This is a genomic window from Pseudofrankia sp. EUN1h, assembly GCF_001854645.1.
GTDB lineage: Bacteria > Actinomycetota > Actinomycetes > Frankiales > Frankiaceae > Pseudofrankia > Pseudofrankia saprophytica.
In genome coordinates, this window is record NZ_MBLN01000004.1 from 1 (window position 1) to 24,378 (window position 24,378).

General features: G+C 69.6%; 23 protein-coding genes and 2 pseudogenes. 13 read left to right on the forward strand and 12 right to left on the reverse strand.

Translation table 11 applies throughout. The features are described 5' to 3' along the window. The first annotated feature begins 372 nt into the window (after positions 1-372). A pseudogene (locus tag BCD49_RS04330) lies at positions 373-1,080 on the forward strand (IS6 family transposase). A gap of 73 nt (positions 1,081-1,153) precedes the next feature. On the opposite strand, the gene BCD49_RS04335 reads toward BCD49_RS04330, so the two are convergent. The 5 genes from BCD49_RS04335 to BCD49_RS04355 form a co-directional block, all read right to left on the reverse strand. Then, positions 1,154-2,407, reverse strand: coding sequence for an ABC transporter substrate-binding protein (locus BCD49_RS04335; protein WP_083401244.1), 1,254 nt, complete (start codon positions 2,405-2,407; stop codon positions 1,154-1,156). Positions 2,408-2,474: 67 nt separating this feature from the next. Continuing rightward, on the reverse strand, positions 2,475-3,110 hold the full coding sequence (locus BCD49_RS04340) for a TetR/AcrR family transcriptional regulator (RefSeq protein WP_071041149.1): 636 nt from the start codon (positions 3,108-3,110) through the stop codon (positions 2,475-2,477). A gap of 114 nt (positions 3,111-3,224) precedes the next feature. After that, positions 3,225-3,797, reverse strand: coding sequence for a carboxymuconolactone decarboxylase family protein (locus BCD49_RS04345; RefSeq protein ID WP_007512684.1), 573 nt, complete (start codon positions 3,795-3,797; stop codon positions 3,225-3,227). A gap of 205 nt (positions 3,798-4,002) precedes the next feature. Continuing rightward, positions 4,003-4,479 (reverse strand): hypothetical protein, encoded by a 477-nt coding sequence (locus BCD49_RS04350; RefSeq protein ID WP_007512683.1) that lies wholly within the window; start codon positions 4,477-4,479, stop codon positions 4,003-4,005. Positions 4,480-4,578: 99 nt separating this feature from the next. Further along, a complete protein-coding gene (locus BCD49_RS04355) occupies positions 4,579-5,958 on the reverse strand; it encodes an aromatic ring-hydroxylating oxygenase subunit alpha (RefSeq protein WP_071041150.1) in 1,380 nt (459 codons plus the stop codon). A 308-nt stretch (positions 5,959-6,266) separates the two neighbouring features. On the opposite strand from BCD49_RS04355, the gene BCD49_RS04360 reads away from it, so the two are divergent. The 4 genes from BCD49_RS04360 to BCD49_RS04375 all read left to right on the forward strand — a co-directional run bounded on the left by BCD49_RS04360 (position 6,267) and on the right by BCD49_RS04375 (position 8,888). Next, positions 6,267-6,599 (forward strand): SDR family NAD(P)-dependent oxidoreductase, encoded by a 333-nt coding sequence (locus BCD49_RS04360; RefSeq protein WP_007512681.1) that lies wholly within the window; start codon positions 6,267-6,269, stop codon positions 6,597-6,599. Continuing rightward, positions 6,589-6,942 (forward strand): hypothetical protein, encoded by a 354-nt coding sequence (locus BCD49_RS04365; RefSeq protein ID WP_007512680.1) that lies wholly within the window; start codon positions 6,589-6,591, stop codon positions 6,940-6,942. Before BCD49_RS04360 ends, BCD49_RS04365 begins: the two co-directional genes overlap by 11 nt. Before the next feature lie 134 nt (positions 6,943-7,076). Beyond that, a complete protein-coding gene (locus BCD49_RS04370; protein WP_007512679.1) occupies positions 7,077-7,748 on the forward strand; it encodes an SMI1/KNR4 family protein in 672 nt (223 codons plus the stop codon). Between the two features lie 258 nt (positions 7,749-8,006). Then, positions 8,007-8,888 (forward strand): DUF4232 domain-containing protein, encoded by an 882-nt coding sequence (locus BCD49_RS04375; RefSeq protein WP_071041152.1) that lies wholly within the window; start codon positions 8,007-8,009, stop codon positions 8,886-8,888. Positions 8,889-9,062: 174 nt separating this feature from the next. On the opposite strand, the pseudogene BCD49_RS40210 reads toward BCD49_RS04375, so the two are convergent. Beyond that, positions 9,063-9,317: pseudogene (locus BCD49_RS40210) on the reverse strand (DDE-type integrase/transposase/recombinase); the annotation flags it as partial. A 212-nt stretch (positions 9,318-9,529) separates the two neighbouring features. On the opposite strand from BCD49_RS40210, the gene BCD49_RS04385 reads away from it, so the two are divergent. Further along, positions 9,530-10,153: an HD domain-containing protein gene (locus BCD49_RS04385; protein ID WP_007512676.1), complete on the forward strand. Its 624-nt coding sequence runs from the start codon at positions 9,530-9,532 to the stop codon at positions 10,151-10,153. 280 nt (positions 10,154-10,433) lie between these two features. On the opposite strand, the gene BCD49_RS04390 is transcribed toward BCD49_RS04385, so the two are convergent. Together BCD49_RS04390 and BCD49_RS04395 are read right to left on the reverse strand one after the other, a co-directional pair. Then, the gene (locus BCD49_RS04390) at positions 10,434-10,862 is read right to left on the reverse strand and encodes a hypothetical protein (protein ID WP_007512674.1); all 429 of its coding nucleotides are present in this window, start codon (positions 10,860-10,862) and stop codon (positions 10,434-10,436) included. A 109-nt stretch (positions 10,863-10,971) separates the two neighbouring features. Beyond that, on the reverse strand, positions 10,972-11,874 hold the full coding sequence (locus BCD49_RS04395; RefSeq protein ID WP_157845196.1) for an alpha/beta hydrolase: 903 nt from the start codon (positions 11,872-11,874) through the stop codon (positions 10,972-10,974). 638 nt (positions 11,875-12,512) lie between these two features. On the opposite strand from BCD49_RS04395, the gene BCD49_RS04400 reads away from it, so the two are divergent. Then, positions 12,513-13,841, forward strand: a complete 1,329-nt coding sequence (locus BCD49_RS04400; protein WP_035924535.1) for an FAD-dependent oxidoreductase — start codon at positions 12,513-12,515, stop codon at positions 13,839-13,841. Positions 13,842-13,951: 110 nt separating this feature from the next. Here the strand turns inward: BCD49_RS04400 and BCD49_RS04405 are convergent, their stop codons facing one another. After that, a complete protein-coding gene (locus BCD49_RS04405; RefSeq protein WP_007512671.1) occupies positions 13,952-14,533 on the reverse strand; it encodes a TetR/AcrR family transcriptional regulator in 582 nt (193 codons plus the stop codon). 66 nt (positions 14,534-14,599) lie between these two features. On the opposite strand from BCD49_RS04405, the gene BCD49_RS04410 reads away from it, so the two are divergent. The 3 genes from BCD49_RS04410 (at position 14,600) to BCD49_RS04420 (ending at position 17,545) form a co-directional block, all read left to right on the forward strand. After that, positions 14,600-15,613: a hypothetical protein gene (locus tag BCD49_RS04410; protein ID WP_007512670.1), complete on the forward strand. Its 1,014-nt coding sequence runs from the start codon at positions 14,600-14,602 to the stop codon at positions 15,611-15,613. 353 nt (positions 15,614-15,966) lie between these two features. Further along, positions 15,967-16,374 (forward strand): YciI family protein, encoded by a 408-nt coding sequence (locus tag BCD49_RS04415; protein WP_007512669.1) that lies wholly within the window; start codon positions 15,967-15,969, stop codon positions 16,372-16,374. A 25-nt stretch (positions 16,375-16,399) separates the two neighbouring features. Continuing rightward, positions 16,400-17,545 carry an RNA polymerase sigma factor gene (locus BCD49_RS04420; RefSeq protein ID WP_071041157.1) on the forward strand — a complete coding sequence of 382 codons (1,146 nt, stop codon included), beginning with the start codon at positions 16,400-16,402 and terminating at the stop codon, positions 17,543-17,545. 8 nt (positions 17,546-17,553) lie between these two features. On the opposite strand, the gene BCD49_RS04425 is transcribed toward BCD49_RS04420, so the two are convergent. Further along, positions 17,554-18,576, reverse strand: a complete 1,023-nt coding sequence (locus BCD49_RS04425; RefSeq protein WP_007512667.1) for a hypothetical protein — start codon at positions 18,574-18,576, stop codon at positions 17,554-17,556. 1,104 nt (positions 18,577-19,680) lie between these two features. Here BCD49_RS04425 and BCD49_RS04430 point away from each other — a divergent pair. The 3 genes from BCD49_RS04430 (at position 19,681) to BCD49_RS04440 (ending at position 22,064) form a co-directional block, all read left to right on the forward strand. After that, positions 19,681-20,625, forward strand: coding sequence for an oxidoreductase (locus tag BCD49_RS04430; RefSeq protein ID WP_007512666.1), 945 nt, complete (start codon positions 19,681-19,683; stop codon positions 20,623-20,625). Positions 20,626-20,896: 271 nt separating this feature from the next. Beyond that, entirely contained in the window at positions 20,897-21,172 is a 276-nt protein-coding gene (locus tag BCD49_RS04435; RefSeq protein WP_007512665.1) for a GlsB/YeaQ/YmgE family stress response membrane protein, read from the forward strand. A gap of 355 nt (positions 21,173-21,527) precedes the next feature. Further along, positions 21,528-22,064, forward strand: a complete 537-nt coding sequence (locus BCD49_RS04440; RefSeq protein WP_071041153.1) for a flavin reductase family protein — start codon at positions 21,528-21,530, stop codon at positions 22,062-22,064. A 79-nt stretch (positions 22,065-22,143) separates the two neighbouring features. Here BCD49_RS04440 and BCD49_RS04445 read toward each other — a convergent pair whose 3' ends face one another. Together BCD49_RS04445 and BCD49_RS04450 are read right to left on the reverse strand one after the other, a co-directional pair. Further along, positions 22,144-22,596 (reverse strand): response regulator, encoded by a 453-nt coding sequence (locus tag BCD49_RS04445; protein ID WP_071041155.1) that lies wholly within the window; start codon positions 22,594-22,596, stop codon positions 22,144-22,146. After that, complete coding sequence (locus BCD49_RS04450; protein WP_007512662.1) at positions 22,593-24,293, reverse strand: sensor histidine kinase; 1,701 nt, start codon at positions 24,291-24,293, stop codon at positions 22,593-22,595. The genes BCD49_RS04445 and BCD49_RS04450 overlap by 4 nt, the downstream gene beginning before the upstream one ends. Between the last annotated feature and the right edge of the window lie 85 nt (positions 24,294-24,378).

Below are 24,378 nucleotides of genomic sequence, written 5' to 3' on the forward strand. Positions count from 1 at the left end.
GTCCTGGGCAACGACTGCGCCGCGCTCGTCCGGTTCGACGGGGCGAAGAAGGCCATCGTCCCCATCAAGGACCTCCAGACCTTCGGCCACGAATATCTCTTCTCCCTGACCTGATTACCTCCACGCACGGCCGAAGGCGGTGCGACCGATCCCCGGTCGCACCGCCTTCGGCCGTCTGGAGGTCGCAACGCCCGGCGAGGCACTGCGAAGCGCCAAAACGGTGCCGCCGGCAGCGATAGGGAGGCCGGGGATGTGGGCTTTCTACGCAAATGCGGCCCCGTGGCCTGGTCGGATGGCCCGGGGGATCGCACCCGGGCGGCTCTGTTGCGTTCGCGGATGCGGTGGTCGGGTCCGGCGGCCAGGCATGATCGGATGGTGGCTCGCTGCCGTCCTTGTCCGCCGGTGCCGGTCTCGGAGTTCACCGGCTTCCGGTTCCCGCCGGAGGTCATCGTTCTGGGAGTTCGCTGGTATCTGCGGTTCGCGCTGTCGTACCGGAATGTCGAGGAGCTGCTGGCCGAACGCGGCATCGCCGTCGATCACGTCAGCGTCTACAGGTGGGTGCAGCGCTTCACTCAGCTGCTGGTCGACGCCGCCCGGCCGTGCCGGCACAGCCCGGGCGATAGATGGTTCGTCGACGAGACGTAATGGGTGGGCAGGTGGTGCTACCTGTACCGAGCGATCGACCAGTTCGGCCAGGTCATCGATGTACTGGCCTCCGAGAAGCGAGACCTGGCTGCGGCCCGCCGGTTCTTCACCCGGGCGCTGGCCCACGGCCGCCGTCCGGTCGAGGTGACCACTGACCGGGCCGCGGCCTACCCGTGGGTCCTCGACGAGCAGCTGCCTGCTGCCCATCACATCGATGCCAGGTATGCCAACAACCCGATCGAGGCCGATCACGGACGGTTGAAAGCCTGGTTGCGACCGATGCGAGGGCTCAAACGCCTCCGCTCCGCCCAGGTCATCGCCTCAGGGCACGCGTTCGTTCAGAATCTTCGCCGCGGCCACTACGAACTCGCCGTCGAGGCCGAACCCCACCGCCGACTCGCGGACGCCTTCACCGAGCTCGCCCTGGCCCTGTGACCAGCGCAGTAACCCGCATCCGCCATGCCTCGCCCCGGCCCAACGCAACAACGCCGTTCCAACAGGGGTCAGTTCAGGGCGGTGCCGCACCAGTAGCCGTCGCGGGCGAGTGCGGCGGGCGGCGGGCGGCGGGCGGCGGTAGCACGACCAGGTTCTTCCCGGTCGGGTCGACGGTCAGGAAGTTCTCGCAGAGCGTCGGCTGCCTGGGTCGGCTGACGTCGATAGGGGCGATCAGGCCGCCGGCCGAGTACTTGGTCACCGAGCGGAGGGCGTCGATGAAGCCCTGTCGCGTCGGGCAGGCGCCCGCGAGCCGCAGGCCATTGATCATCTGGTCGGCGGCGACGTAGCCGCCGATGGCGAGCTCCTCGGTCGGGTCGACCGCCTCCGGTGCGTAGGTGCTCATCGCCTCCACGTAGGCGGCCCTGGCCGGGGAGTCCGGGGCGGCGATCGTGGACAGCACAGTCATGCCGGCCATGTCACCGCCGCGCTGGGCGAGCAGGTCGGGGCTGATGCCACTGGACGCCAGCGCCACGCGCAGCCGGACGCCGGCTGCCTTGGCCGCCGCGTAGACGTCGATGAACGACTCGGTCTGGGCGGCGCCGATCAGTGTGTCCGCGCCCGAGTTCTTGATGCGCGCGACGAGGCTCGCCGGGTTCGTGATGCCTTGCGTGTAGGAAAGCGTGTCGACGACGGTGACTCCACGGCTCTGCAGACTCGGCGCAAACTTCGCCGCGAGATTCTGCGTGGCCGAGAGGTCTCGGTCGGTGACGAGGATCGCCTTGGTGCCGCCCCTCGCCTTGACGAAGTCGCCGATCACCGAGGTGTCGCCCGGGTTGTACCGGTTCCCGAAGTGGAAAAGGTTGGGGTACTCGCTCCAGACCACGCTGCTGGCGGTGCCGGTGACCGGAACGTCTTCCTGCGCGAGYCAGCCGACCGCCTTGTCCACGACCACGGAGTTCAGGACCAGGCCGAAGACCTTCTCGGAGTCGACCAGGCGGTGCGCGGTCAGCAGGAACGCGTCCGGGTTGGACTGGTCGTCACCCCAGACCAGATCGATACGACGACCGTTGACGCCGCCCTGGTCGTTCTGCTGGTCGATGCGGGCGGAGGCGCCGGCACGAGCGCCTCTGAAGACGGTCGTGAGCGCCGCGGGCCCGGTGTCGGGATAGATGTATCCGATCTTGACCGATGTGGCGGTTACGCCGGGAATATTTGTCGAACAGGTTTGGCCTGGCCCCGAGTTCGTATCCGGCGACGCCGCGCACCCAGCGATGGCGGCAGGTAACGCCAGGAGCACGGCCATCACCGACCGGATCCAGGCAGCCACGACGCCTGTCCACGCTCGGCACGCCGACATACCGGTCGGCTGCCGAAGGCCCCGTGCGCCGCTCCGGCTATGCCAGGCGGGTGCGGTCGAAGAACATCCCCTGGATGAGCAGTTTCAGGGCGCGGACGGTGTCGTGGTACTCGTCGGCTGGCGTGGTCAGCGCATGCTCGTAGAGGCCCATGAGCAGGACGTGGATCGCGTTCGTGGCGGCGTGGACGTCGATGTTGTCCGTGAGGGCGCCCTGGTCGCTGGCCTGGTGCAGGACGTCAGCGACCACGCCGTGGATGGAGGCGACGATGGTGTCGCTGTCTTCGGCCAGGTGCAGGTCCGAGGCGCTCTGCACCCGGATCGCGCGGTCGAAGGGGACCGCGTAGGGGTTGTCGCGCACCATCCGGTCGGCCTCGTCCAGGATGGCCATGAGCTTGTTGAGGACACCGTCGGTGGCCGYAACGGCGACGGTGAACCGGGGGACCGTGTGCTGGGCGAGGTCGCGGAAGGTCTCCTTGACCAGTTCGGCCTTGTTCGGGAAGTAGTGGTAGAGGCTGCCGCTGGTCATGCCCGCTGCCCGGGCGATCTCGCGGATGGTGGCGCGCGCGTAGCCGACGTCGGCGACACAGCGCAGGGTCGCCTCGAGAATGCGCTGCCTTGACTGGTCGCCGTGGGAGCCGACCGGCCGGCCCAGCAGCGACGGGGTGCCCGCCACGGTTTCTCCTGGTTGTCGTCGTCCCCGAGTTTCGCACGCACCCGTCCGGCGAACGGCGTGGTGCCTCGCCGGGCGGCGTGGGCCGTACCGGCGCGGCAGGGTGCTGGCCGGGGGTCACGACGGGTCCATGGAGTCGTCGGGCTCGATCCCGAACGAGCGCAGCATGGCCGACACCGTCTCGTAGGCGCCGATGGTGAAGATGACGTCGAGCATCTGCTGGGTGTCTAGCGCGGAGGCGAGTGCCGACCAGGTGCCGTCGGTCAACACCCCGTCGGTGACGATTTCGTCGACGGCGCGTAACAGCGCCGTGTCTATCGGGTTGAAGAACGGCGCTCCCGGGTCCGACGTGATCCGGGCTACCTCCTCGGCGGTGAGCCCTGCCTCCTTGGCAAGGTGGGCGTGCTCGGCCCACAAATAGCCACAGGCGCGTCGCGCGGCGACCCGCAGAACAAGGATCTCGCGCTGTCGGGGTGACAGGGTCGTCGCGAGCAGCACCTGACCGTTGAAGGTGAAGAACGCTCGCGCGAGCTGGGGGTGGTGCGCGAAGGTTCCGAGCATGCCCAGCGCCTTGGGTCGCCCTTCGGCATTCGGCATGGGATAACGCGGCTCCGGTGGGACCATGGCCGCCAGCGCCGCGCGCATCCGCGGCGGGAACTGGTGGGGTCGCAGCGGTTCGACTCGCGCCATGCAGGCGTTCCCTTCTCGCGGTTTGGCTTCCGAGCTGCGCACCCGCGCCAGTCCGCAGGGCGCGGGTGGCGAGAAGGTGCGGTCCGCGCACGTGGCCGGCTGGCCGGACCGGCCGCCGACGATCCGGTCGCACCGACGGCCGGCCCAGGACCCGGACCCGGACATCCTTGCGGTCCGCGCCGAGCCTGCTGACCGGTCCGGCGGCTCACTCGGTGATCTGGATGCCGTCGTAGCTCGTGAGCAGGTCGGGGTCCGGTAACGGCATCTGCAGGTAGACAGCCAGGTGCACGACCTTGCCGGCGGCGTCGAACTCGTAGGTGGTCGCCGAGTTCACCGCGTTGCTGTAGCCGGCAACCGTGCTGCGCTCCTCCAGCTCGAGTAGCACCAGGGTGTCCACCTCGGTGACCCGCTTGAACGAGCACTCCCACTCGGAGGTCTGCGCCCACTGGGTGAGGAACGCCGCGTACTCCGGCCAGTTCATGACCTCCTTGAACGGGCCGACCCGCTCGAAGGAGTCGACGGCGACCAGCTCGGCTACCGGCGCCCAGCTTTCCGCCGAGAAACCGGGCTGTTTGCCCGCGCTGACCAGCTTCTTCATCAGCTGGGTGTACTCCAGTGCGACCCGTGAGAGGCCCGTGTAATCGCCGATGACCTCGTCGAGGTCGCGCAGCGCGAGCGCCATAAGCCTGCTCCCATAGGTGAGATGGTGGATTCGAAGACACGCTCGCCCAGGCCGCGGCAGATCCCGCGTGGCGGACCGGTCACGGGCCGCGGGAAAGCGTCAGGACCGGGCGCCGGCCAGGTAGCGGTCGAGGACGCGGTGGAAGTTCGCGACGACGATCTCCTCACGGGTGATCGTCTCGTGCTCCAGGCGGCTGTTGCGAAGCCCGGCCTGCTGGCGCTGCATCTGCTCCCAGTCCTGCTGGAGCGCCTCGAAGTAGGTGTGGCTGCCCGGCTCGTCGACGACGGTCAGGTCCACCTTTGCCGCCGCTGCCAGTTCGTCCGGCAGGTACATGTAGCTGGCGACGTGCCAGACGCACTTGTTCGGGTCACCAGACGGGTGCGGAGTGGGCATGGTGATGTGGCATTCGCCCGCGCGGACCGTCATGAAGAAGTTCGGGAAGAGCACCCAGCCCTGGTTGTCCGTCATCTGATCGTCCGTCAGCCTGCTCACGTCCAGGCCCATGCCGGTGAGCGTGTCGCGGGTGGCCTGCTGTAGCAGCGTGCGGGCGGTGACGCCTTCCGGGAATTCCAGCATCCCGTTCTCGTCGCGGTAGGTCGCGACGAGCTCCTCGAAACGGGGCAGCATCAGCGGGACCGCGGGGAAGGTTTCCGGGAGCTTGCGGATCCCGGCGACCTGCTCCTCCGGGCCGAAGTGCTCACCCCTGGGCACGTCGAACGGCGTGGTCGCGACGCTGTGGTCGCCGAGGAACCAGTAGCGGCCCTTCTCCGGGTCCGGGTAGATCACGTTCAGCAGCTGCGGATGCACACCCCAAAGGTGGTAACCCTCCTGGAAAGCGTCCATGACGACCTTCCAGTTGCACTCGAGGGCCTCCTGGACGTCCATGACGGTAACGAACCGGTCCATCTCGTACGGCCTGAGCAGCTCGATCACCTCGGATCCGAGGTACTCGGCCAGCGGTTTCGCGTCCGGGTCCGGGTTGAGGAAGATGAACCCGCCGGACGTCTCCACGGGCACGGACAGCAGCGAGACGTCGCTCTTGTCGATACCCGAGAGGTTCTCGCGCAGGATGCCGCGGCAGTTGCCCTCCAGGTCGTAGGACCACAGGTGGTATTGGCAGAGGAACTGCCGTGAGGTGCCCGTGCGCTCGGCGCACAGCAGGTTGCCACGGTGACGGCACGCGTTGACGAAGCCGCGGATGACGCCGTCCCGGCCGCGCACCACGATGAAGGACTGGTCGAACAGCTGGTAGGTCTTCCAGTCGCCAGTCTTCGCCAGCTCGCTGACCCGGCCGACGACCTGCCAGGTCCTCTTCCAGATCAGCTCGCGTTCCTGCGCGGCGGTCTGGGGGGAGGTATACCGCGCTGTTGGGATCTTCCATCGGAACCCGTCCGGGTCGCAGTCCAGGYCCGACAAGCCGATCTTGGCGTCGTCGAGCCATTCTCCGGGCAGTGCGGCCCGTGTCGCTTCGATCGTCATCAGTCCAGTTCTCCTTGAGCAGGGCGAAACAGTGGGTCGGAGGCCTCCGCGCGCACGGGACGCGCAGGGGGCCGGTGGCATGCCGTCGGAGGCACTGAGGAGGGTCTGTCCACCGTGACGCGAACGCGCCGAGGTGGCGGGCGTCCGACGGTGGGCGATCGCGGGAGCCCCGTCCGTGCCACGCCAGCACCGGACGCCAGGCGGTCAGCACCCTCACTCGAGTAAATCAATCGATTGATTAATAGCATGATGCGCGCCACACTCGGGCACTGTCAAGGCACCCTCCACCGACGGAAGGACGGACACGCATGCCCTTCGAGGGGACCACCGCGATCGTGACCGGCGGGGCGTCAGGCCTGGGACTCGCGATCACCGAGGCACTCGCGGCCCGGGGAACCAAGGTCGCGGTCTTCGACGTCCAGGCCGAGCTGCTCGACACCGAAGTCGCGCGCATGCAGAAGCATGGCGACGCCGTCCACGGCTACGTCGTCGACGTCTCCAACCGTGCCCAGGTCACCGCGGCCCGTCGCGCAGGTCCGCGCGGACTTGGGGCCCGCCACTCCCTTGAGCGCTATCCCCGAGCCTGGGTTCCAGAACTCGGCCGCCTGCGTCAAGCCAGGCGGCACGACGGTGCTTGTTGACGGACTGGCCCGACGTGGAGGCACGAGCGACGCCACATCTCGCGGCACTGTTCGGGAGTGGTCGAACGAGGACGGCTGGGGAGTCATCGACTCGCTGGAGACTCCCGGTGGTTGCTGGATCCACTTCAGCCACCTGTTGATCGCTGGCTACCGCGGCCTGCGGGCCGGAGAGCAGGTCGAGCTGGACTGGGAGACGCCTGGCCAGGACGGGTATCCCTACCGCGCCGTGCGTACCTGGCCGGCGGGACAGCAACCCGTCGAACCACTGATCACCAGCCGGGGTGAGGGCGGCTTCAGGAGCACCCTCACAATCAGCTGGGATGACGACTCGGGTTCGACCTGACATCACAGCGCTCCGGCGAGACCGATCGCATGCCGGGAAAGCCGGCAAACTAGCCGCCGCCTACCAGGCGCGCTGAGCCTGTCGAGCCGACGGCCGCCGCGTTTGCGGCTCGGCGAACGATCGACAATGTCGTCGTGGATGACGCTTCCCTGGTAGCCCGCTCCTGGTCACGGATCGAGCGCTGGCTCGCCGAGCACGCGCCCGTCAGCCACGGGCAGCTGAACCCGCCGGCGGAGAGGTCGGCGATCGCTGAGGCGGAGCGTGCGCTTGGTGTGGCGTTTCCTCCGAGCCTTGTCACGCTGCTCGGCCTGCACGACGGCGTCGACGACTGGAAGAAGGACGGCGCATACGTGCTGCGGGCGAAGTTCCTGCCCGGCAACTATCGGCTGCTACCCCTTGCCGACATCGTGCGCCACGGCCAGATGCTGACCGAGATTGTCCTGAGCAGCGAGGAGAAGACGGGCACCGACCAGGTCGGCTGGTGGTGGCACCCGTCCTGGGTGCCGTTCGCGGACGCGGTCTGGGCCGGCTGTCTGTTCACCGACCAGCGGGACGGCGGCGAAGGGCCGGTCGGCGTACATGACAAGGAGGGTGCGTCCAGCATGGCCCGGTGGCCGTCGCTGGCCGCGATGCTGACCCAGTTCGCGGACGCGGTAGAGGCCGGCGGTGACGTGGGCGACTACCGCCCTCGGGTCGTCGACGGCGGGCTGGAGTGGGAAAACACGTTCACATGGCCTGACTCGCCGCCGCATAACGCCCGGTTGGACGCGTTCGGGGCACCGAGGTCGGATCCGTATCGAGAATGACGGAGGGGTCGCAGACCTCCATGGATCGCGGGTCGCAGGCGTCGTCAGCCGGCGGCACTGGCAGGTTCCTCGGCGTTGTCGCCGCGGCGGCCGTCGCACTCGGGAGGCTGGCGGAGTCGTGTATTCAACTGTCGTGTATTCGTGGGTGGAACCCGATTGATCGTCTCTGTGTATGGTCGCTGCCGTCGAAACCTGGCGCGGACCTGCGTACCGGGCGTCGGTGGTAGCTGGCGCTCCTACCCCTGATGGGATGATCGGATGCGCAGAGCTGCCGCCCTTCTTCCGGCCCTCTCCGTACTTCTGCTGCTCACGGCATGCGGATCCGTGTTCGGGGGCCCGACCGTGGCCCGGACCTCCGTCACCGTCCCGCCCGTGGATGGCGTCCGGATCACCTCGAAGACCGTCTTCTCGGGCAGGCTCCCCCCGTGCCCCGACGCCTACCCCGCCCCCCTTCCCACCAACGGCCCCCCGATCTCGGCCACCTACGAGGTCACCAACGACGGCGCCGAGGCGTTCACATACACGATCCTGTTCGACTTCCTCACGAAGACCGGCGAGGGCGGGGGCAGCAGATACGTGACCGTGCGATCGGTCGGTCCCGGCGCGACCGTGCGCGGCACGGTCCAACTGGGGGCGCTGGACCCCAGAGCGTGCCCGGTGACCCGCGTCAGGGTCGGCGAGGTGACCAAGGTGCCTGCCGCCGAGGCGCCGCCCGAGCCCGGCGAGTGCCCGCCCTCCGGCCTCCGCCTCACTCTCGAGGGCGGCACATCCGCGACCGGGCTGCACATACGGGGTCTACGCCTGGAGAACTGCGGGACGCGCGACTACTCACTCGACGGCTACCCGCTCCTGGAACCGCTGGACACCGACCGGTCACTCGTCGAAGGTGTCCAGATCCTGCACGGGAGCGGCGGCATCATCCTCCCGGGCGGGGAATTCGACGAGCCAGCCCATCCGCTAGTCCTGAAACCCGGCGAGAGCGCCTTCTCGAGCCTCCTGTGGCGCAGCGCCGCCGGCAGAGTCACCTACGTCAGGGTGCGAGCCCAGCCCGGTGCCGATCCGGTGACCCTGACGCTCCACCTCGACATCGGCACCACCGGGAAACTCRCCGTCCGCGCCTGGACGCGCACGCCGACGTAGGGCCCCGGCTTCGGCATTGCCACCTGGATTTCCTCCTCGGCTACAAACCCGTTTCCAATCGACGAGCTGTGGTCGTTCGTGATGAACGGCAGCCGCGCGGTGACCAGGGTCCTGGGAATGGCGCTGTTGCGTTCGGCCGAGGTGAAGCATGGCGAATGCTGGTTGCTGCCCTGGTCAGAGGGTCCGAGCGAGCTCGGTGAACGCTTGCGCGAGCCGGCGATGGGGTTCGGCGTCGGTGGCACGTTCGTAGTGGCCGCGGCGGACGTTTTGGACGAAGGTGTGCCCGGATCCGATGACCTGGGCGCAGCGGAGGCGTTTGAGCCCGCGCATCGGCCGCAGCCGGGCTTTCAGCCGGCCGTGATCAGCTTCGACCTTGTTGTTCGCATACCGGACGTCGACATGGGGCGCGGCGGGCAGCTGCTCCAATTCGGCGGCCGGTAGCCTGCGGGATCTCGTGTGAGCCGCGAGTTCCGGTCGCAGCAGTCGGACCCCAGCCGTACGCCGCCGTCCGGCTTGCCCTGATCAGACCCAGCTTTCAAAAGGCACGGGCATGTCGTGAATCACTAGTAGTGTCCTGATGTGATCGTGTGCGAGGGCGCCCTGCTTGTCGGTCGCTGTGGCACGTGAAGGGAGATCGGGGCATGTTGCAGGTGTTCGAGGCGGCGGCCGGTTGGCCGTCCGTGCGTGGGCGATTGGCCAGGCGCGTCGCGGAACAGGATCTAGCCTCGCTGGATGATGCGGTCGCCTTCGCTGTTCGGTGGCACGCGGACCAGACTCGGCCGGCGGGTGAGCCTTATGTCGAGCATCTGCTTGAGGTCGTGTGTGTGTTGGTGGAGGCGATCGGAACGACTGACATCGACGTGTTGCGCGCGGCCGTGCTCCACGACGTGGTCGAGGACACGGAGTGCTCGCTGGAGGCTGTGCGCGCGGGCTTCGGTGACCGCGTCGCGGGCTTGGTCGACTGGGTGACCAAGCCCGCACCGTCGGAGGGCCAGACACGTGAGGAGGTGCGGGCGGCATATCTGACGCGGTTGCTTAGCGCTCCGGATGATGCACTGTTGGTGAAGCTGGCGGACCGGCTGAGCAACGTGCAGCGGCTGGACACACATCCTCGGCCGGAGAAACGTCGTTCGTACTACCAGGAGACGGTGCGCTCTGTCGTCCCGCTCGCGCAGTCCCATCCGTGGTTCCGCCAGTGGTATGCGGCCTGGAGCGACGCTTTCGGTCATTTGGCTGTCGACGGCCTGGACGCGGGTACCCAGTGACACGCGCGGTGGGAGTTTCTGGACACGGCTCTTGCCTCATGACCTGACCTCCTGGGCTTCACCACAGAGCTGGCGAACGGTCGAGTCTTGGCGAACCGGACCGCAGACGGGTGATCATGGATGGCGCCCGCGTAGGGCTGGCCCGCGAACGACGGCGGACGTTCATGGACCCCGGCGGGCGTCAGCCGGCCCGTGACCTACACCAGTGGACGTGAGCAGACGTCGGCGGACAATGTGCCGCACAGCCGTCCATGGATGTCGATGGAAGATCCAAATTAAACTACGGATTGAGTGCTTGCTTGTCGCGTTGTATAGCGCGCCGTACGAGCGGCACGTCGATGGTCGGTACGCCTAGGTCGACGCGACCTGGCCCGGTGTAGCAGACGATGATGCGGAATAGTTCTTCCTTGATGTGGAGCCGTTCGGTGCCGGTGACGGCGCGCACCTGCTCGACGTCCAGCCCCGACGGAAGTCGTGTCCTGTCTCGTCGTACTGCGAAGTAGCGGGTCCAGCTGAGCGTGTGGCCGTCGAGCGTCAGAATGCCCTGTTGCCAACGTCGCGGGAGGGAGCCGACCGTGCCGCGCAGGAAACAAACGACCGCGATGGGCCGCGTGACGAGCCCGCCCGCCTCCATTTCGTCGATGAGCTTGTTCACGGCGTCTGGGGCGGGCGGGCGGAGCAGGTGGCGAAGGACGTCCAGGAAGGTCACCGTTCCCGGTGACCGTCGTACGCGCGGCATAGCGGCCATGATGTCCGACACGGTGAAGGCACGTGCCAACGGTCGCCCTTGCGCGACCGTGCCGCGAGGCAAGATCCTTTCACCTGGCGGCGCTGCCGGGCCAGTTGGCGTTGCCGACGAGTTCGGGACGGGTGCCGTCGAACGCGGCGACTGCCACCGGGTCGCCGCGCAGCTCGGCGCACAGCCACGCGGTGACATAACCGAGGAAGCCACGGGACCCGTCGCGGTCCTGGACCGAGTTGTGGTCGGCCACCTTCCCGCCGGAGCTCTCGATGAGGCCGAGTACGGCGCGGCCCGGCACCTGGTTGTAGAAGGTCCGCTCGGTCGCGGCGCTGGCGATGACCGAGTCGAAGGCCCCGTGCGTTCCGACGAGGAATGCCGGCTGGCGGAGCTGGGTCAGGTCGAACATGCAGTCGCTCTTCGTCGGGCAGTCCGCGTTGGCCGCGGCCCAGGTCTTGCTGGGCAGTGAGAAGGTCACGACTGTGTCGATCAACGTCGGGTTGTTGATGGCCGCCCGGACCGCGCCGCCGGCGCCCTGAGAATGGCCGGCCGCGGCCACCCTGCCCACGTCCAGGCGGTCATGGAAGACGCTTCCGGCGGTCCCGGCCTGGGCGATCAGGTAACGCACCGCCGCCGCCATCTCGTCGCCGCTGCCGGTGTTGCGCTGGCCCGGGACGATCACCGTGAACCCGTACGACGCGAGATGGTCGAGCAGCTCCGAGTACTGGGCGGGGTTCCCGCCAGTCCCGACTCCCCAGGTGACGATCGGGCTCAGGAACCCGAGCCTCGAGTAGTCGGCCGGACGGAAGAGCTGGTAGCGCGCGGTGCCAGCGGGGTTCTCCACGGCCTGGGTCGTCGTGGCGTAGCGGCCATCCGACGAGTAGTCCGCCTCCACGGGACCCGCCGGCGCGTCCTGCTCAGGGGCGACGAACAACGATCGCACGGCCGGCCGCGTGGCCGCCCAGGCCAGCAGGACGATCACGGACAGGGCGAACCATATTCGAAACATGCCCACGAGCGGGTGCGCGGGAGCACCGTCATCGCGGCCAGCCGATTTCACCGGGAGCACTCGCATCGCGCCGCCTCTTCCGTGTCCCGTGATCCGCGGGCAACCTGTTGTCAACGCGCTGTCCAGCGACCGGTCAGGAACCTGGGGTGATGGCAGGTCAGCGTCTGGACGCATACCCCCGTTGGGGGGAATATCACCGTCCGGGCAGGCGAGCAGATCTGTTGCGTCGTGAGCAGCCGGCGCATGCGGGGCTGCCGCCGGCCCGGTGATCAGATCGCGCGAGCGAGGCCGATCATGGTCGGTTGAAGGCCTGGCCGCACGGTCTGAAACGGCTGTGCTCCGCCCAGATGATCAGTTTCGGCCATGCCCTCTTCGCGCCGTCGTGGACGTTGTGGCTGCCCGCGGCCAAGGGCCTGTTCGGCCCGGATGCCCCGGCGGTGCCTGTGTGCCGTGCGCCACCGTCGCGAATTTCGTTGTTTCCCCTGCCCAGGCCCGGGCGATTCGTTACCGTAACCGGTGAATCGCCAGTACCTGCCGCGTCGTCAAGTCTACCCCCGTAATCACGATGTTTCTTCACCGTGTTGAGGACAGGTAAAAGCGACGTGAATCAGATGCGTGCCCACGCGGTCGTCCTCGGCGCGAGCATTGCCGGCCTGCTTGGCGCCCGGGCTTTGTCCGACGCATACGAAACTGTGACGCTCGTCGAGCGCGACGAACTTCCGCACGGCCCGGCCCACCGGCGCGGCGTGCCGCAGGGCCGGCACGCCCACGCCCTGCTGGCCCGGGGCGGCCAGGTCATGGACGCGCTGTTCCCCGGCCTGAGCGCCGAGCTCGTCGCGGCCGGCGCGCCGACCGGGGACCTGTCCGCGGACGCGCGCTGGATCCTGTCCGGCCACCGGCTCAAGCAGGCCGGCACCGGCCAGCGGATCCTGTTCGCCAGCCGTCCCATGCTGGAAAGCCATGTCCGGGAACGGGTGCGGGCGCTGCCGAACGTCGTGTTCGCCGACCGGCTGGACGTCGTCGCGCCGGTGACCAGCGCCGACCGGCGGACCGTCGTCGGCGTCTCGGTCCGCGAATCCGGCGGCCAGGTCCGGACGCTGCCCGCGGACCTGGTCCTYGACGCCACCGGCCGGGGCTCGCGCACGCCGCGCTGGCTGTCCGACCTCGGCTACGACCGACCACCTGTTGACGAGGTCCAGATGAAAATCGGCTACGCCTCGCGCTCCTACCGCCTGCGGGCTGGTGCTCTGGGTACCGACCAGCTCATTCTGCAGAGCTGGACGCCGGAATACCCACGCGCCGCCACGGTCGTCGCGCAGGAGGACGGGCGCCATCTCGTGACGCTCGTCGGAATGCTGGGCGACGCGCCGCCGACCGACGCCGATGCTTTTCTCGAGTTCGTCGCCGGGCTGCCGCTCGATGACATTCACCGGGCCATTCGGGACGGCGAACCGTTGGAGGACCCGGTCGCCTTCCGCTACCCGGCGAGCGTCCGGCACCGTTACGAACGGCTGCGCCGTTTTCCGGACGGGCTGCTGCTGATCGGGGACGCGATCTGCTCGTTCAATCCGTTCTACGGGCAGGGGATGACGGTGGCCGGGCTCGAGGCGGTCGCCCTGGGCAGGCTGGTAGCGCAGCCGAAGCGGCCGTCCTGGCGCCAGTACTTCAAGACCATCGCCGGCATCGTCGACGTGCCCTGGGACATCGCCACCGGCGGCGACCTGGCGTTTCCCGCCGTCGACGGCGACCGCACCCCGAAGGTGCGGCTCATCAACGCCTACCTCCCCCGATTCCACGCCGCCGCCGAGCGCGACCCCGGCCTGGCGACCGCGTTCCTACGCGTCGCCGGGCTCCTGGACTGGCCGGAGGCGCTGCTGCGCCCGGACCGCGTCGCCCGCGTCCTGACCCAGCCGCGCCGGCGGCCGAGCCAGGTCCACTGAGGCGGCAGGGCGCACCCACCTCGATCGCACGGGCAGTGCGGTAGTGAGGCTGATCGCCCGTCAAGTCCGCCGAATCTCTCCCGTAGCGGCCGTCCTGGCCGGTGCCTCCTTCAGCCGCGGCCTCGCACGAGTGGCAGGAAGACCTCGTCCACGATCTCGACCAGCACCTCGTCGGGGACCAAGGGGATTCCGCGCATCACGTACTCGGCGCGCAGCAGCATCATGGGCGTGGCCGCGACCCGGGGGTGCGCGGCCGCCGCCGGCGCCTCGCCCCGGCGCGCGGCCCGTTCCAGCATTGCCAGCCACGCCCGGTCCATGGCGTCCGCGCCGGACCGCTCGCGCATGAGGGCGAGCAGCTCCGGGTCGTCGGCCGCGGCGGCGAGCAGGCCGCGCAGGACCACTCCGTATGGCGAGGACCAGGTCTCGTTCGCCCGCCGCATCATCTCCAGCGCGTCGCCGCGCAGGGTGCCCGTGTCCGGGTTCGGCATCACGGCTTCGGACAGGTGGCGGTACGCCGCGATGCCCAGCGCCGCCCGATGCGGCCACCGGCGGTAGATCGCGTTCTTGTTGGTCCCGGCCCGGGCGGCGACCCGGTCCATGGTCATCCCCGCGTAGCCGGACTCTCGCAGTTCCTCCGCCGCCGCGTGCAGGATCGCCCGTTCGAGCTCCTCGCCCCGGCGCCTCGTGCTCATGCCGTGCAGGGTACTGGAAGTACCTTATAGGGTACGTGAAGTGCCTTATGAGCGAGGGAGCCCCCGATGCGCGTCTTCGGCATGAACTACGACACCGGCTTCGTGAGCGCCGGGTCGACGACCCACGAGCCGTTCGATCCCGAGACCGTGCGGCGCGACCTGCGCGTCATCCGTGACGAGCTGCACTGCGACGCGGTGCGCATCACCGGCGGGATCCAGGATCGACTCGAGCTGGCCGCGCGGTTCGCCGCCGAGGCCGGGCTCGAGGTGTGGTACTGCCCGTTCACCAACGGCCTCGACAGCGCCGGGCTCATGGCGTTCGTGCTCGACGGTGCCGAGCGGGCCGAACGGCTACGGCGCAGCGGGGCCTCGGTCGTGTACCTCACAGGCTCCGAGATCGCCATGTTCACCGAAGGCCTCCTGCCCGGCCGCGACCTGGCCGAGCGCATGGCGCTGCTGACCGATCCGATGCGGATGCGGGCGGCGGTCCCGACCGCGCGCGCCGCGGTGCGCGACTTCCTCGCGGCGGCGGTGCCCGCGGTGCGGGAACGGTTCGGCGGCCCCGTCGCGTACGCCTCGATCCCGCTGGAGGCGGTGGACTGGACGGCGTTCGACATCATCGCCAGCGACGCCGGCTACCGCGACGCGACCAACGCCGCGACGTTCCCACAGACCCTGGCGGCGGCGGTGGGGCAGGGCAAGCCGTACGCCGCGACCGAGTTCGGCTGCTGCACGTTCCGCGGCGCGGCCGACGTCGCGGGCGCGCCGGAGCCGGTGACCTACGACGAGCACGGCTACGCCGCGACGCTCGCCGCGGGGCTGGTGCGTGACGAGGAAGGTCAGGCCCGCTACCTCATGGACCTGCTGCGTGACTATGAGGCCGGCGGCGTGGAGGCGGCGTTCGTGTACACCTTCGCGAACCGGCACCTGCCAACCACCGAGGACTCGGAGCGCGACTACGACCTGGCCGCACGCGGAATCGTGCGGGTGCTGCCGGACGGCTCGTGGACGCCGAAGGCCGCCTTCCACGCCCTCGCCGCGTACGGCCGTTCGCGCGCGCAGAGCCGGTCGGCCGCCTAGGCCGTGTCCCAGGATTCGACGGTCCCAGGATTCGTCGCGACCGCTCGTCTTTACTACCGCGACACCATTGCGACCGCCAAGGTCAGCGGTCCGCATGATCGCCGACTGCGCCCTCTGGTGGTCGTGGCTCGGCAGCGGCTACGCCCACCAGGCCGCGCGTAGACCACACGTACAGTCACGAAGGCGAAGCCTCCCCTGGTTCAGTCGCCTGCTCGCCTGCTCGCCTGCTCGCCTGCTCGCCGGTCGTCTGGTMGGGACAGATTCTCGGACGGCGATGTCGAGAACCGGTGACTGGCTCCGTCCCCGCGGTGAACGTGACCGGAACCGGTCGCACCAGCACCAAGGAGAACATGATGGCCAAGTACCTGCTGCTCAAGCACTACCGGGGCGCTCCGGCCGCGGTCAACGACGTGCCCATGGAGCGGTGGACGCCGGCGGAGATCTCGGCGCACGTGCAGTACATGAACGACTTCGCGGCGCGGCTCGAGGGGACCGGCGAGTTCGTCGACGGTCAGGCGCTTGCCCCCGAGGGGACGTTCGTCCGGTACGACGGTGAGGGGCGGCCGCCGGTCACCGACGGCCCGTTCGCGGAGACCAAGGATCTCATCGCCGGCTGGATGGTGATCGACGTCGACAGCTACGAGCGCGCCGTCGAGCTGGCCGGTGAGCTGTCGGCCGCGCCCGGGGCGGATGGGAAGCCGATCCACGAGTGGCTGGAGCTGCGGCCGTTCCTGACCGCCCCGCCCACCATCACAGAGTGACCTCGGGCGCACGGTGACCTCTCAGCTGCACGAGGCCCTGCTCCGGAGTCTCACGCCGAGTGTGCTCGCGATCCTCGTCCGCCGCGGAGCCGACTTCGCGGCGGCCGAGGACGCCGTGCAGGACGCGCTGGTCCAGGCGGTCCGGGTCTGGCCGGCCGACCCGCCGCGGGACCCGAAGGGCTGGCTGGTCACCGTGGCCTGGCACCGGTTCCTCGACGCGACGCGGGCGGACGCCGCCCGCCGCCGGCGTGAGGACCTCGTCGACGAGGAACCGGCGCCCGGGCCCGCGCCCGCGGTGGACGACACGCTCCAGCTCTACTTCCTGTGCGCCCACCCCTCGTTGACGCCGTCGTCCGCGGTCGCGCTCACGCTGCGCGCCGTCGGCGGGCTGACCACCCGCCAGATAGCCCAGGCCTACCTGGTACCCGAGGCGACCATGGCGCAGCGCATCAGCCGCGCCAAGCGCACCGTCGCCGGCGTGCGGTTCGACCAGCCCGGCGACGTCGCGACCGTGCTGCGCGTCCTCTACCTGGTCTTCAACGAGGGCTACTCCGGTGACGTCGACCTCGCCGCCGAGTCCATCCGGCTCACCCGGCAGCTCGCGGCGGCGATCGACCACCCCGAGGTGGCGGGGCTGCTCGCCCTCATGCTGCTCCACCATGCCCGGCGCGCCTCCCGGACCGCGCCCGACGGCAGCCTGGTGCCACTCGCCGAGCAGGACCGCGGCCGGTGGGACACCGCGATGATCGCCGATGGCGTCGTGATCCTGCAGGCGGCCCTCGCCCGGGACCGGCTGGGCGAGTTCCAGGCCCAGGCCGCCATCGCGGCACTGCACGCCGACGCGCGCGCCRCCGAGGAGACCGACTGGGTGCAGATCGTCGAGTGGTACGACGAGCTCGCCCGCCTGACCGACAGCCCGGTCGTCCGGCTCAACCGCGCGGTGGCCGTCGGGGAGGCCGACGGACCGCGCGCCGGGCTGGCGGCGCTCGCGACGCTGAACGACTCACTGCCCCGGCACGCCGCGGTGGCGGCCTACCTCCACGAGCGCGACGGCGACCTGGCGACGGCCGCACGGCTGTACGCCGAGGCTGCGCAAAAGGCCCCCAACCTGGCCGAACGCGATCACCTGACGCGTCAGGCCGCCCGGCTCAACACCCGCCGGCGTCGCTGACGGTCGCGCTAGGAGTTCTTGCCGCGGCGGCGTTTTTCGCGGCTGACCAGGACATCCAGACCCGGGTCGTCGGTGATCGGGTCCGGGGGCGCCGGGGCGCGGCGCAGGGAGCTCGACGCCGAGCGGCTTCGGGCAAGGGCGGCCACCGTCGACGGGGGGGCTGGCGGCGTGGCGGCGGGGGCGGGGTAGGTCGGCGTGCGGGCGCCAGGCGGGAAGGCGTCGGCCAGGGCCGACCTGCCCGTACCAGGGCGGCGGCGCTGCCCGGCGCGGTAGCCCTGGCGCCGGATGGGCGTGGTGGCCGGGTCGATGGGCCGGGGGGCGTCGGTGTCGGACCGGGTGTCCGCGGTACGGCCGCCGGCGGGACGTCCGGTGGCTGGGTCGGCCGCGGTGGCCGCCGCGGCCGGCTTCGCGGCGGCCCGCCTGCCGGTGCGCGAGCGGGAACCAGCCTCCGAAGCCGAACCCGAAGCCGAGGCGGGGGTTGAGGTCCCGGCGCCGCCCAGGCGGGACGGCTGGTTGAACCAGTCGAAGGACGAGCCGCGGCCGCGCAGCTCCGTGTTCTCCGCCTGCACGATCACGAGCAGCGCGGTGGCGAAGGAAGCGCGGGTTCGGGCCTCCGCCAACTGGCGTTCCAGGTCGGCCACGTAGGCCGGGTCGATGGGCTCGGGCTCGGGCTCAGGGGAGGGAGCGCCGTCGGGGTCGACGGTCGTCTCGAACGCCTGCGCGTGCAGGTCGCGCAGAAGCGCGGACTCGGTGGCCAGCGCCGGGTCGGTCTCGGCGAACAGCAGGTTGACGAAGATCTCGACGACCCGCCATTCGATGGCCTTCTCGCCGCGGAACTGACGGCTCAGATCCCGCGTCCGGGAACGGTGGATCTTGGGTGGCCCCTGGTCCGGCCAGAGCTGCCGGGCGACCATTTCGTAGCTGACCCGATATGGATTGTTGAGTTCGTTCAGGCGGGTCAGGAGGGTCTTCTGGGGCCCATCCTTCAGATCCGGGCGTGGCCCTTTGGGGCGTGCTCCCACGAGGCTCACCCACACACCGTCCGGGCTGGGACCGGGATGCTTGCGGAAGGATGGGTTCGCGGCACTACGCGGGTCCTCTCTCCGGTCCCCTCGCGTGCGCGCCGCCAGCGCGTCGGGCGGGGGGATGGGCCTACCGGCGGGTTCCCCGACCCCCCGCCCCGGTAGCTGCGAATGATACGACCCAAGTGCCGCAGATGCGGGGATGTCGGGCGCCTGACCGCCGGCTTCGTTGCGCTGGCAATGATCAGAAGCCATGGCGATGACGTTCGGCGTACTCGGACCGACTGGTCCGGTTCGGATCGGTCCACCCCGGACGATGTGGATCGGGTCTCGCAAGCCCATAGCTCCCCGCGCGTTCTCTCGTCATCTTTCCCCTGCTTGCCTGGCTGGCGTCCCCCGGACGGCCGGGGAACGCTGCATCGCCAGGTAACTAGGCGGTCTGATGCGCGGCAAGGTCGCACAACCAGGACTCCGGGACAACGTTGTGGCGCCCTGTGCGCAGGTTCCCCGGGGCGACGGTCGTAGGGTGCCGTCGCATCCGCTCCAAATATCGAACCGGTCGGTCGGATTTCGTCGCCACGGTCCGGAGCGGGTTCTCGAATCCGACATTGGGTCAGGCGGTTGCGCCGATCCGCTGCGGTGCGCCGATCCGCGGCGGTACGCCGGCGGTGGGTGACGGCTCCCGTCGACGGCGAAGGGCGACCACCCGCTACCGCGACCTGGGCTGCCTTGACCGCCTGGCGGGCAGCCGGGCCGGGCGGCGCCTCACGTCACCTTCTGGTCGAGACGCCCGGCTGTCGCATCGGCCGACGTCGCCAGCGCCGTCTGGGCAGCACGCCCGCGGGCCCCTGCCCGCCTTCACTTCTCTCCCGCGACGGTCTCGACTCCGGCGCGGCCGCCGGGCAGTTTGCGGCCCGGCGGCCGCGCCCTATAGTTGTGTCGAATGTCCGCATCGTCATGGAAGCGGCCGACTGTTCCACTGGCCCGGGCCTGCGCCAACTGTCCGAGGTCGCCCGGTGGAGCAGCGCGGCGCTTGGGTGAGGCCGCGGGCGTCGGTTGGCAAGCGCGGCGGACAGCCCGCGGACCTTGTGCTCATGGATCGTGGAGGCCGTCATGGTGGCTGCGTCAGGGCGGCGACGCTGGAACGCGGACGATGTTCCTGACCTGAGTGGGCGAACGGTCGTCATCACCGGCGCAAACTCGGGGATCGGTTTCGAGGCCGCCAAGACGTTCGCCGAGCGGGGCGCGACGGTCGTGATGGCGTGTCGCAACCCGTCCAAGGCGCGGGACGCCCTGGACCGCATTCGCGCCGTCACCCCCGAGGCGGACGTCTCCACGCTGGAGATGGACCTCAACTCGCTCGCCTCGGTCCGCAAGGCCGCCGACGCGCTGGTGGCCGAGCGTCCCGTCATCGACCTGCTCATCAACAACGCCGGCGTGATCATGCTGCCCCACGGGCAGACGGAGGACGGCTTCGAGCAGCACTTCGGGATCAACCACCTCGGCCATTTCGCCTTCACCGGCCTGCTGCTGAACTCCGTCCTGGCCGCCGAGGCGGGCCGGGTCGTGACGGTCGGCAGCAACGGGCACCGGATGGGGAAGCTCGACTTCGACGACCTCGCCTTCACCCGGGGCTACAAGCCGCTGCGGGGCTACGGCCGGTCGAAGCTCGCGAACCTGCTCTTCTCCTACGAGCTGCAGCGCCGGCTGGAGAAGGCGGGCGTGGCGGCCCGGTCCCTCGCGGCGCATCCCGGCGGCGCGAACACCGACGCCGGGGGCTTCGGCGGCGACAGCCCGATGCGGCGGAAGTTCAAGCGGGTGGTGGACCACGTCCCCAACCCGATCGTGCACTCCGCGCACAAGGGCGCTCTGCCCATCATGCGCGCGGCGACGGATCCGGCCTCGGAGGGCGGCCAGTACTACGGCCCGTCCGGGCTGCTGAAGATGACCGGACGCCCGGTCCTCGTCTCGTCCAACGCCGCGTCGCGCGACCCCGAGACCGCCGCGCGGCTGTGGGAGCTCTCGGAACAGCTGACAGCGGTGACCTACCCGCTCTGATCCGTCCGGCTCTGATCGGTCCGTTCATCCGCACGGTCGCGCCATGACGGCGCCCGCCGCGTCGGATGACGCCTCGAAATGACTACAATAAGTAACGCTACGATTCCTCTTGGTGACGACGAGGGCGCGCGCCCACATCGGGAGAGGCTTCTGACCAGCCCCGATAGACGCATCCGAAAACTGCTTTGTTTGGGACGCGTGGTGGGTGGGGTAAAGCTCTCGATACACGACGGGTGATCGTCGAAAAGGCTCCGTCTCCCTGGAGGAAACCGTGCTCTGGACCATCGTCACTTGGATCGTTCTCGGTCTCATCGCCGGCGCGGTCGCGCGAGTTCTCCTGCCTGGCCGCGACCCGATGGGTATCGGCGCGACCATTCTCCTCGGAATCGTCGGTTCGTTTATCGGCGGATTCCTGGGATACCTCATCTTCGGCAAGGACCTAAGCGAGGGCGCGCTGCAGCCGTCCGGCATCATTGGGTCGATCATCGGTGCGATCGTCGCCCTGATGGTCTACCGGGCCGCTACCCACCGTCGCGTTCTGCGCTAATGGCGCTCGCGCGATGACCTGCCACCGTCGGCCCGAGAACGATTCGGATCGGCGAGTGAGCTGGCCGAGCTAGGCCACCGTTCATGACGGTGTCCGCCCGACACGGGCGGCCGGAGCAGCCTCCACGGTGCCCCGGCCGCCCGTCGCCATGTTCAGCTCCCGGCAAGCCTTCGCGACGTCAGGCAAGCCTTCGTGAAGTCAGTGTTGCCAGCGTCAGATGGCCCGAGGAAGGGTCGAACGTGGACGGCGCTCGCGACGGATCGGCCGGCCACGGAAAGGCGCGTCGGACGGCGGATCTGGTAGGACTGGAATGGCGCGACAGAATCCGGCGCCGTCAGGGAGGGAAGTGTTGGCGATGGCCGACGACGAGCTGAGCGTCCTGGTGAAAAGCGCGAACTCGGCGATGATCCTCGTGACCGCCGCCTCCGATGGAGAACGTGCAGGCTGTCTGGTCGGCTTCCACGCCCAGTCGAGCATCACGCCACCCCKGTATTGTGTGTGGCTGTCGAAGGCGAACCACACCTACCGGGTCGCACTGCGCTCGACGCATTTTGGGCTGCATTTCCTCGCCGCGGACGACCATGCGACGGCGGAAGCTTTCGGATCGGTCAGCGGCGACGACACCGACAAGTTCGCCGGCCGGTCGGTGCTTGCTGGCCCCGGCGGTGTTCCCCTGCTGACCGACCTTCCCAACCGGCTGGTGGGCCGGCGGCTGTGCGCCCTGGACGACGGCGGGGACCACGTGTGCTTCACCCTCGAGCCTGTCGCCGCTTCCGCGCCCGAGCCGTTCACCCCGTTGCGCCTGTCCCAGGCGCTGGACATCGCGCCCGGCCATGACAACACCGAGCGCCCCGCCCCGCCGACCGAGCGGGCCGGCCGCGCGGCTGGCTGACCGCCAGCCAGCACGCCACCCGGTGTCCGCCGGCCCCGTTGCCCGCCAGCCGGGCCCGGGCGGCCGGCCCCGTCGGTGGTCAGTGGCCGGGGAGACGGACCACGCTGACGAAGAAGTCGTCGATGTGCCGGACGACGTCGACGAACCGCTCGAAGTCGACGGGCTTGGTGATGTAGGCGTTGGCGTGCAGGTCGTAGCTGCGCAGCACGTCCTCCTCGGCCTCGGACGTGGTCAGCACGACCACCGGAATGYGYCGCAGCKTGYYGTCSGMCTTGACCTCGGCCAGCACCTSSCGGCCGTCCTTGAGCGGRAGGTTCAGGTCGAGCAGGAYSAKGTCSGGCCGRGGGCTGSCGSTGTACTYRCCYTCRCCMCGCAGGAAGTGCAGCGCCTCCACGCCGTCGCCGACGACGTGCAGGTTGTTCTTGACCTTGTAGTCCGCGAATGCCTCCCGGGTCATCAGCACGTCGCCTGGGTCGTCTTCGACGAGGAGAACCTCGATCGGTACGACGGGTTCGGGAAGCGGGTTCGTCACGCTGCTCCTTCGTGTGCGGCGATCGGAGGCGCCATGGTGCCGGCGATCTGCGGGGTGGACACACCCGCCTCGCTCCTGGGAAGAGTCCAGCGGAAGGTCGTGCCGGAGTCCCTACCCGTATCCAACCAGATCGTCCCACCGTGAAACTCGATGATCTTCCGCACGAGCGCCAGGCCGATGCCGGTTCCCTCGTAGGTTTCCCGCCGGTGCAGCCGCTGAAAGATGACGAAGATTTTTTCGGCGTAGTCGGCCTCGATGCCGATGCCGTTGTCGGAACAGGACAGCTCCCAGGTGTCGCCCTGTTCGGTGACGCCGATGTGGATCTGGGGCGTGTCCGGCCCCTGGAACTTGATCGCGTTGCCGATCAGGTTCTGGAACACGGCCGCGAGCAGCGTCGGGTCTCCGGTGACGGTCGGCAGCTCGTCGGAGGTGATCTCGGCCTCGGACGCCTCGATCGACGTGCCCAGCGACAGCTTGGCCCTGGCCAGCACCTCGCCGAGGTCGACCGGCACGAACGCGTCGGTGGTCCGCCCGACCCGGGAGAACGCCAGCAGGTCGTTGATGAGCTTCTGCATCCGCTTGGCGCCGTCGACCGCGAAGTCGATGTACTGCTGGCCGCGCTCGTCGAGCTGGTCGCCGTACCGCCGCTCCAGCAGCTGGCAGAAGCTGGCCACCTTGCGCAGCGGTTCCTGCAGGTCATGGGAGGCGACGTAGGCGAACTGCTCGAGGTCTCGGTTGGAGCGGCGTAGCGCGTCGGCCTGCTCCTCCAGCTTGGCCGCGGCCTCCCAGACCGTGCCCAGTTCGTGGACGAGCTGTAGCCGCATGTTCTCGACGTGATCGGCCAGCTCGGCGATGTCCGGCGGGCCGACCGGGGCCACCGCGTGGTCGAGCTTCCCGCCGGCGACGGTGCGAGCGTCCTGGCCGATCCGCCCGAGCGGCCCGGTCACCCAGACCCGCAGCGCGCGGCCGATGCCCGCCATCAGGGCCGCGAAGGCGACCCCGACGATGATCAGGATCACGACGAGCTGGCGCAACGTGGCCGACACCCGGTCGCGGGCGGCCACCGCCTGGGCCGTCAGGTCGGCGTCGAGGCGGTCGTCGGCGACTCGGATCTTGTCGAACACCGGCCTGCCGGCGGTCTCCGGGTCGACGGAACGAGCGGTGGCCACGTCGCCGCGCCGGGCCGCCGCCACCACCGGGTCGGCGTACAGCCGGTGCCAGTCGGCGATCCGGGCCCGCAGCGCGCCGAGGTCGTCGGCGAGGCCGGGCCGGCCGCCGACGACCTGGTCGAGCCGGGTGAGGTGGGTGTCCAGGTCTCGGCCGCCGTCGTCATACGGCTTGAGTGAGGCGGCCTTGCCGGTGAGGATGAAGCCGCGCAGGCCGGTCTCCTGGTTGACCAGGCTGGTCATGACCTGGGCGGCCCGGGTCCGTGCCGGCGAGAGGATGTCGGTCCGCTCGTGGATCGACCGCTCCAGCTGGACCAGGCTGGCCGTGATCAGGCCGACGCCGGTAAGCAGGACGATCGATGCCACGGTGAGCGCCGCCGTCAGCCGGCGTCGCAGCGGCCACGATCGGGCCCTCGCCCGGAGCCGCTCGCCCCGGCCGGGTCCGACCAGGTCCGGCGTGCCAGCCTGGTCCGGCGTGGGAGCGTTCTCCGGGGGAGGACTCGCCGTCGCGGTACTAGCCACCTCCGTCATGGGGTCGGGCCTCTCAGGAGGAGTAGCGCGACGTCGTCGGTGAGTGGTCCGCCGTTGCGTCGTTCGATGTGGTCGATGAGGACGT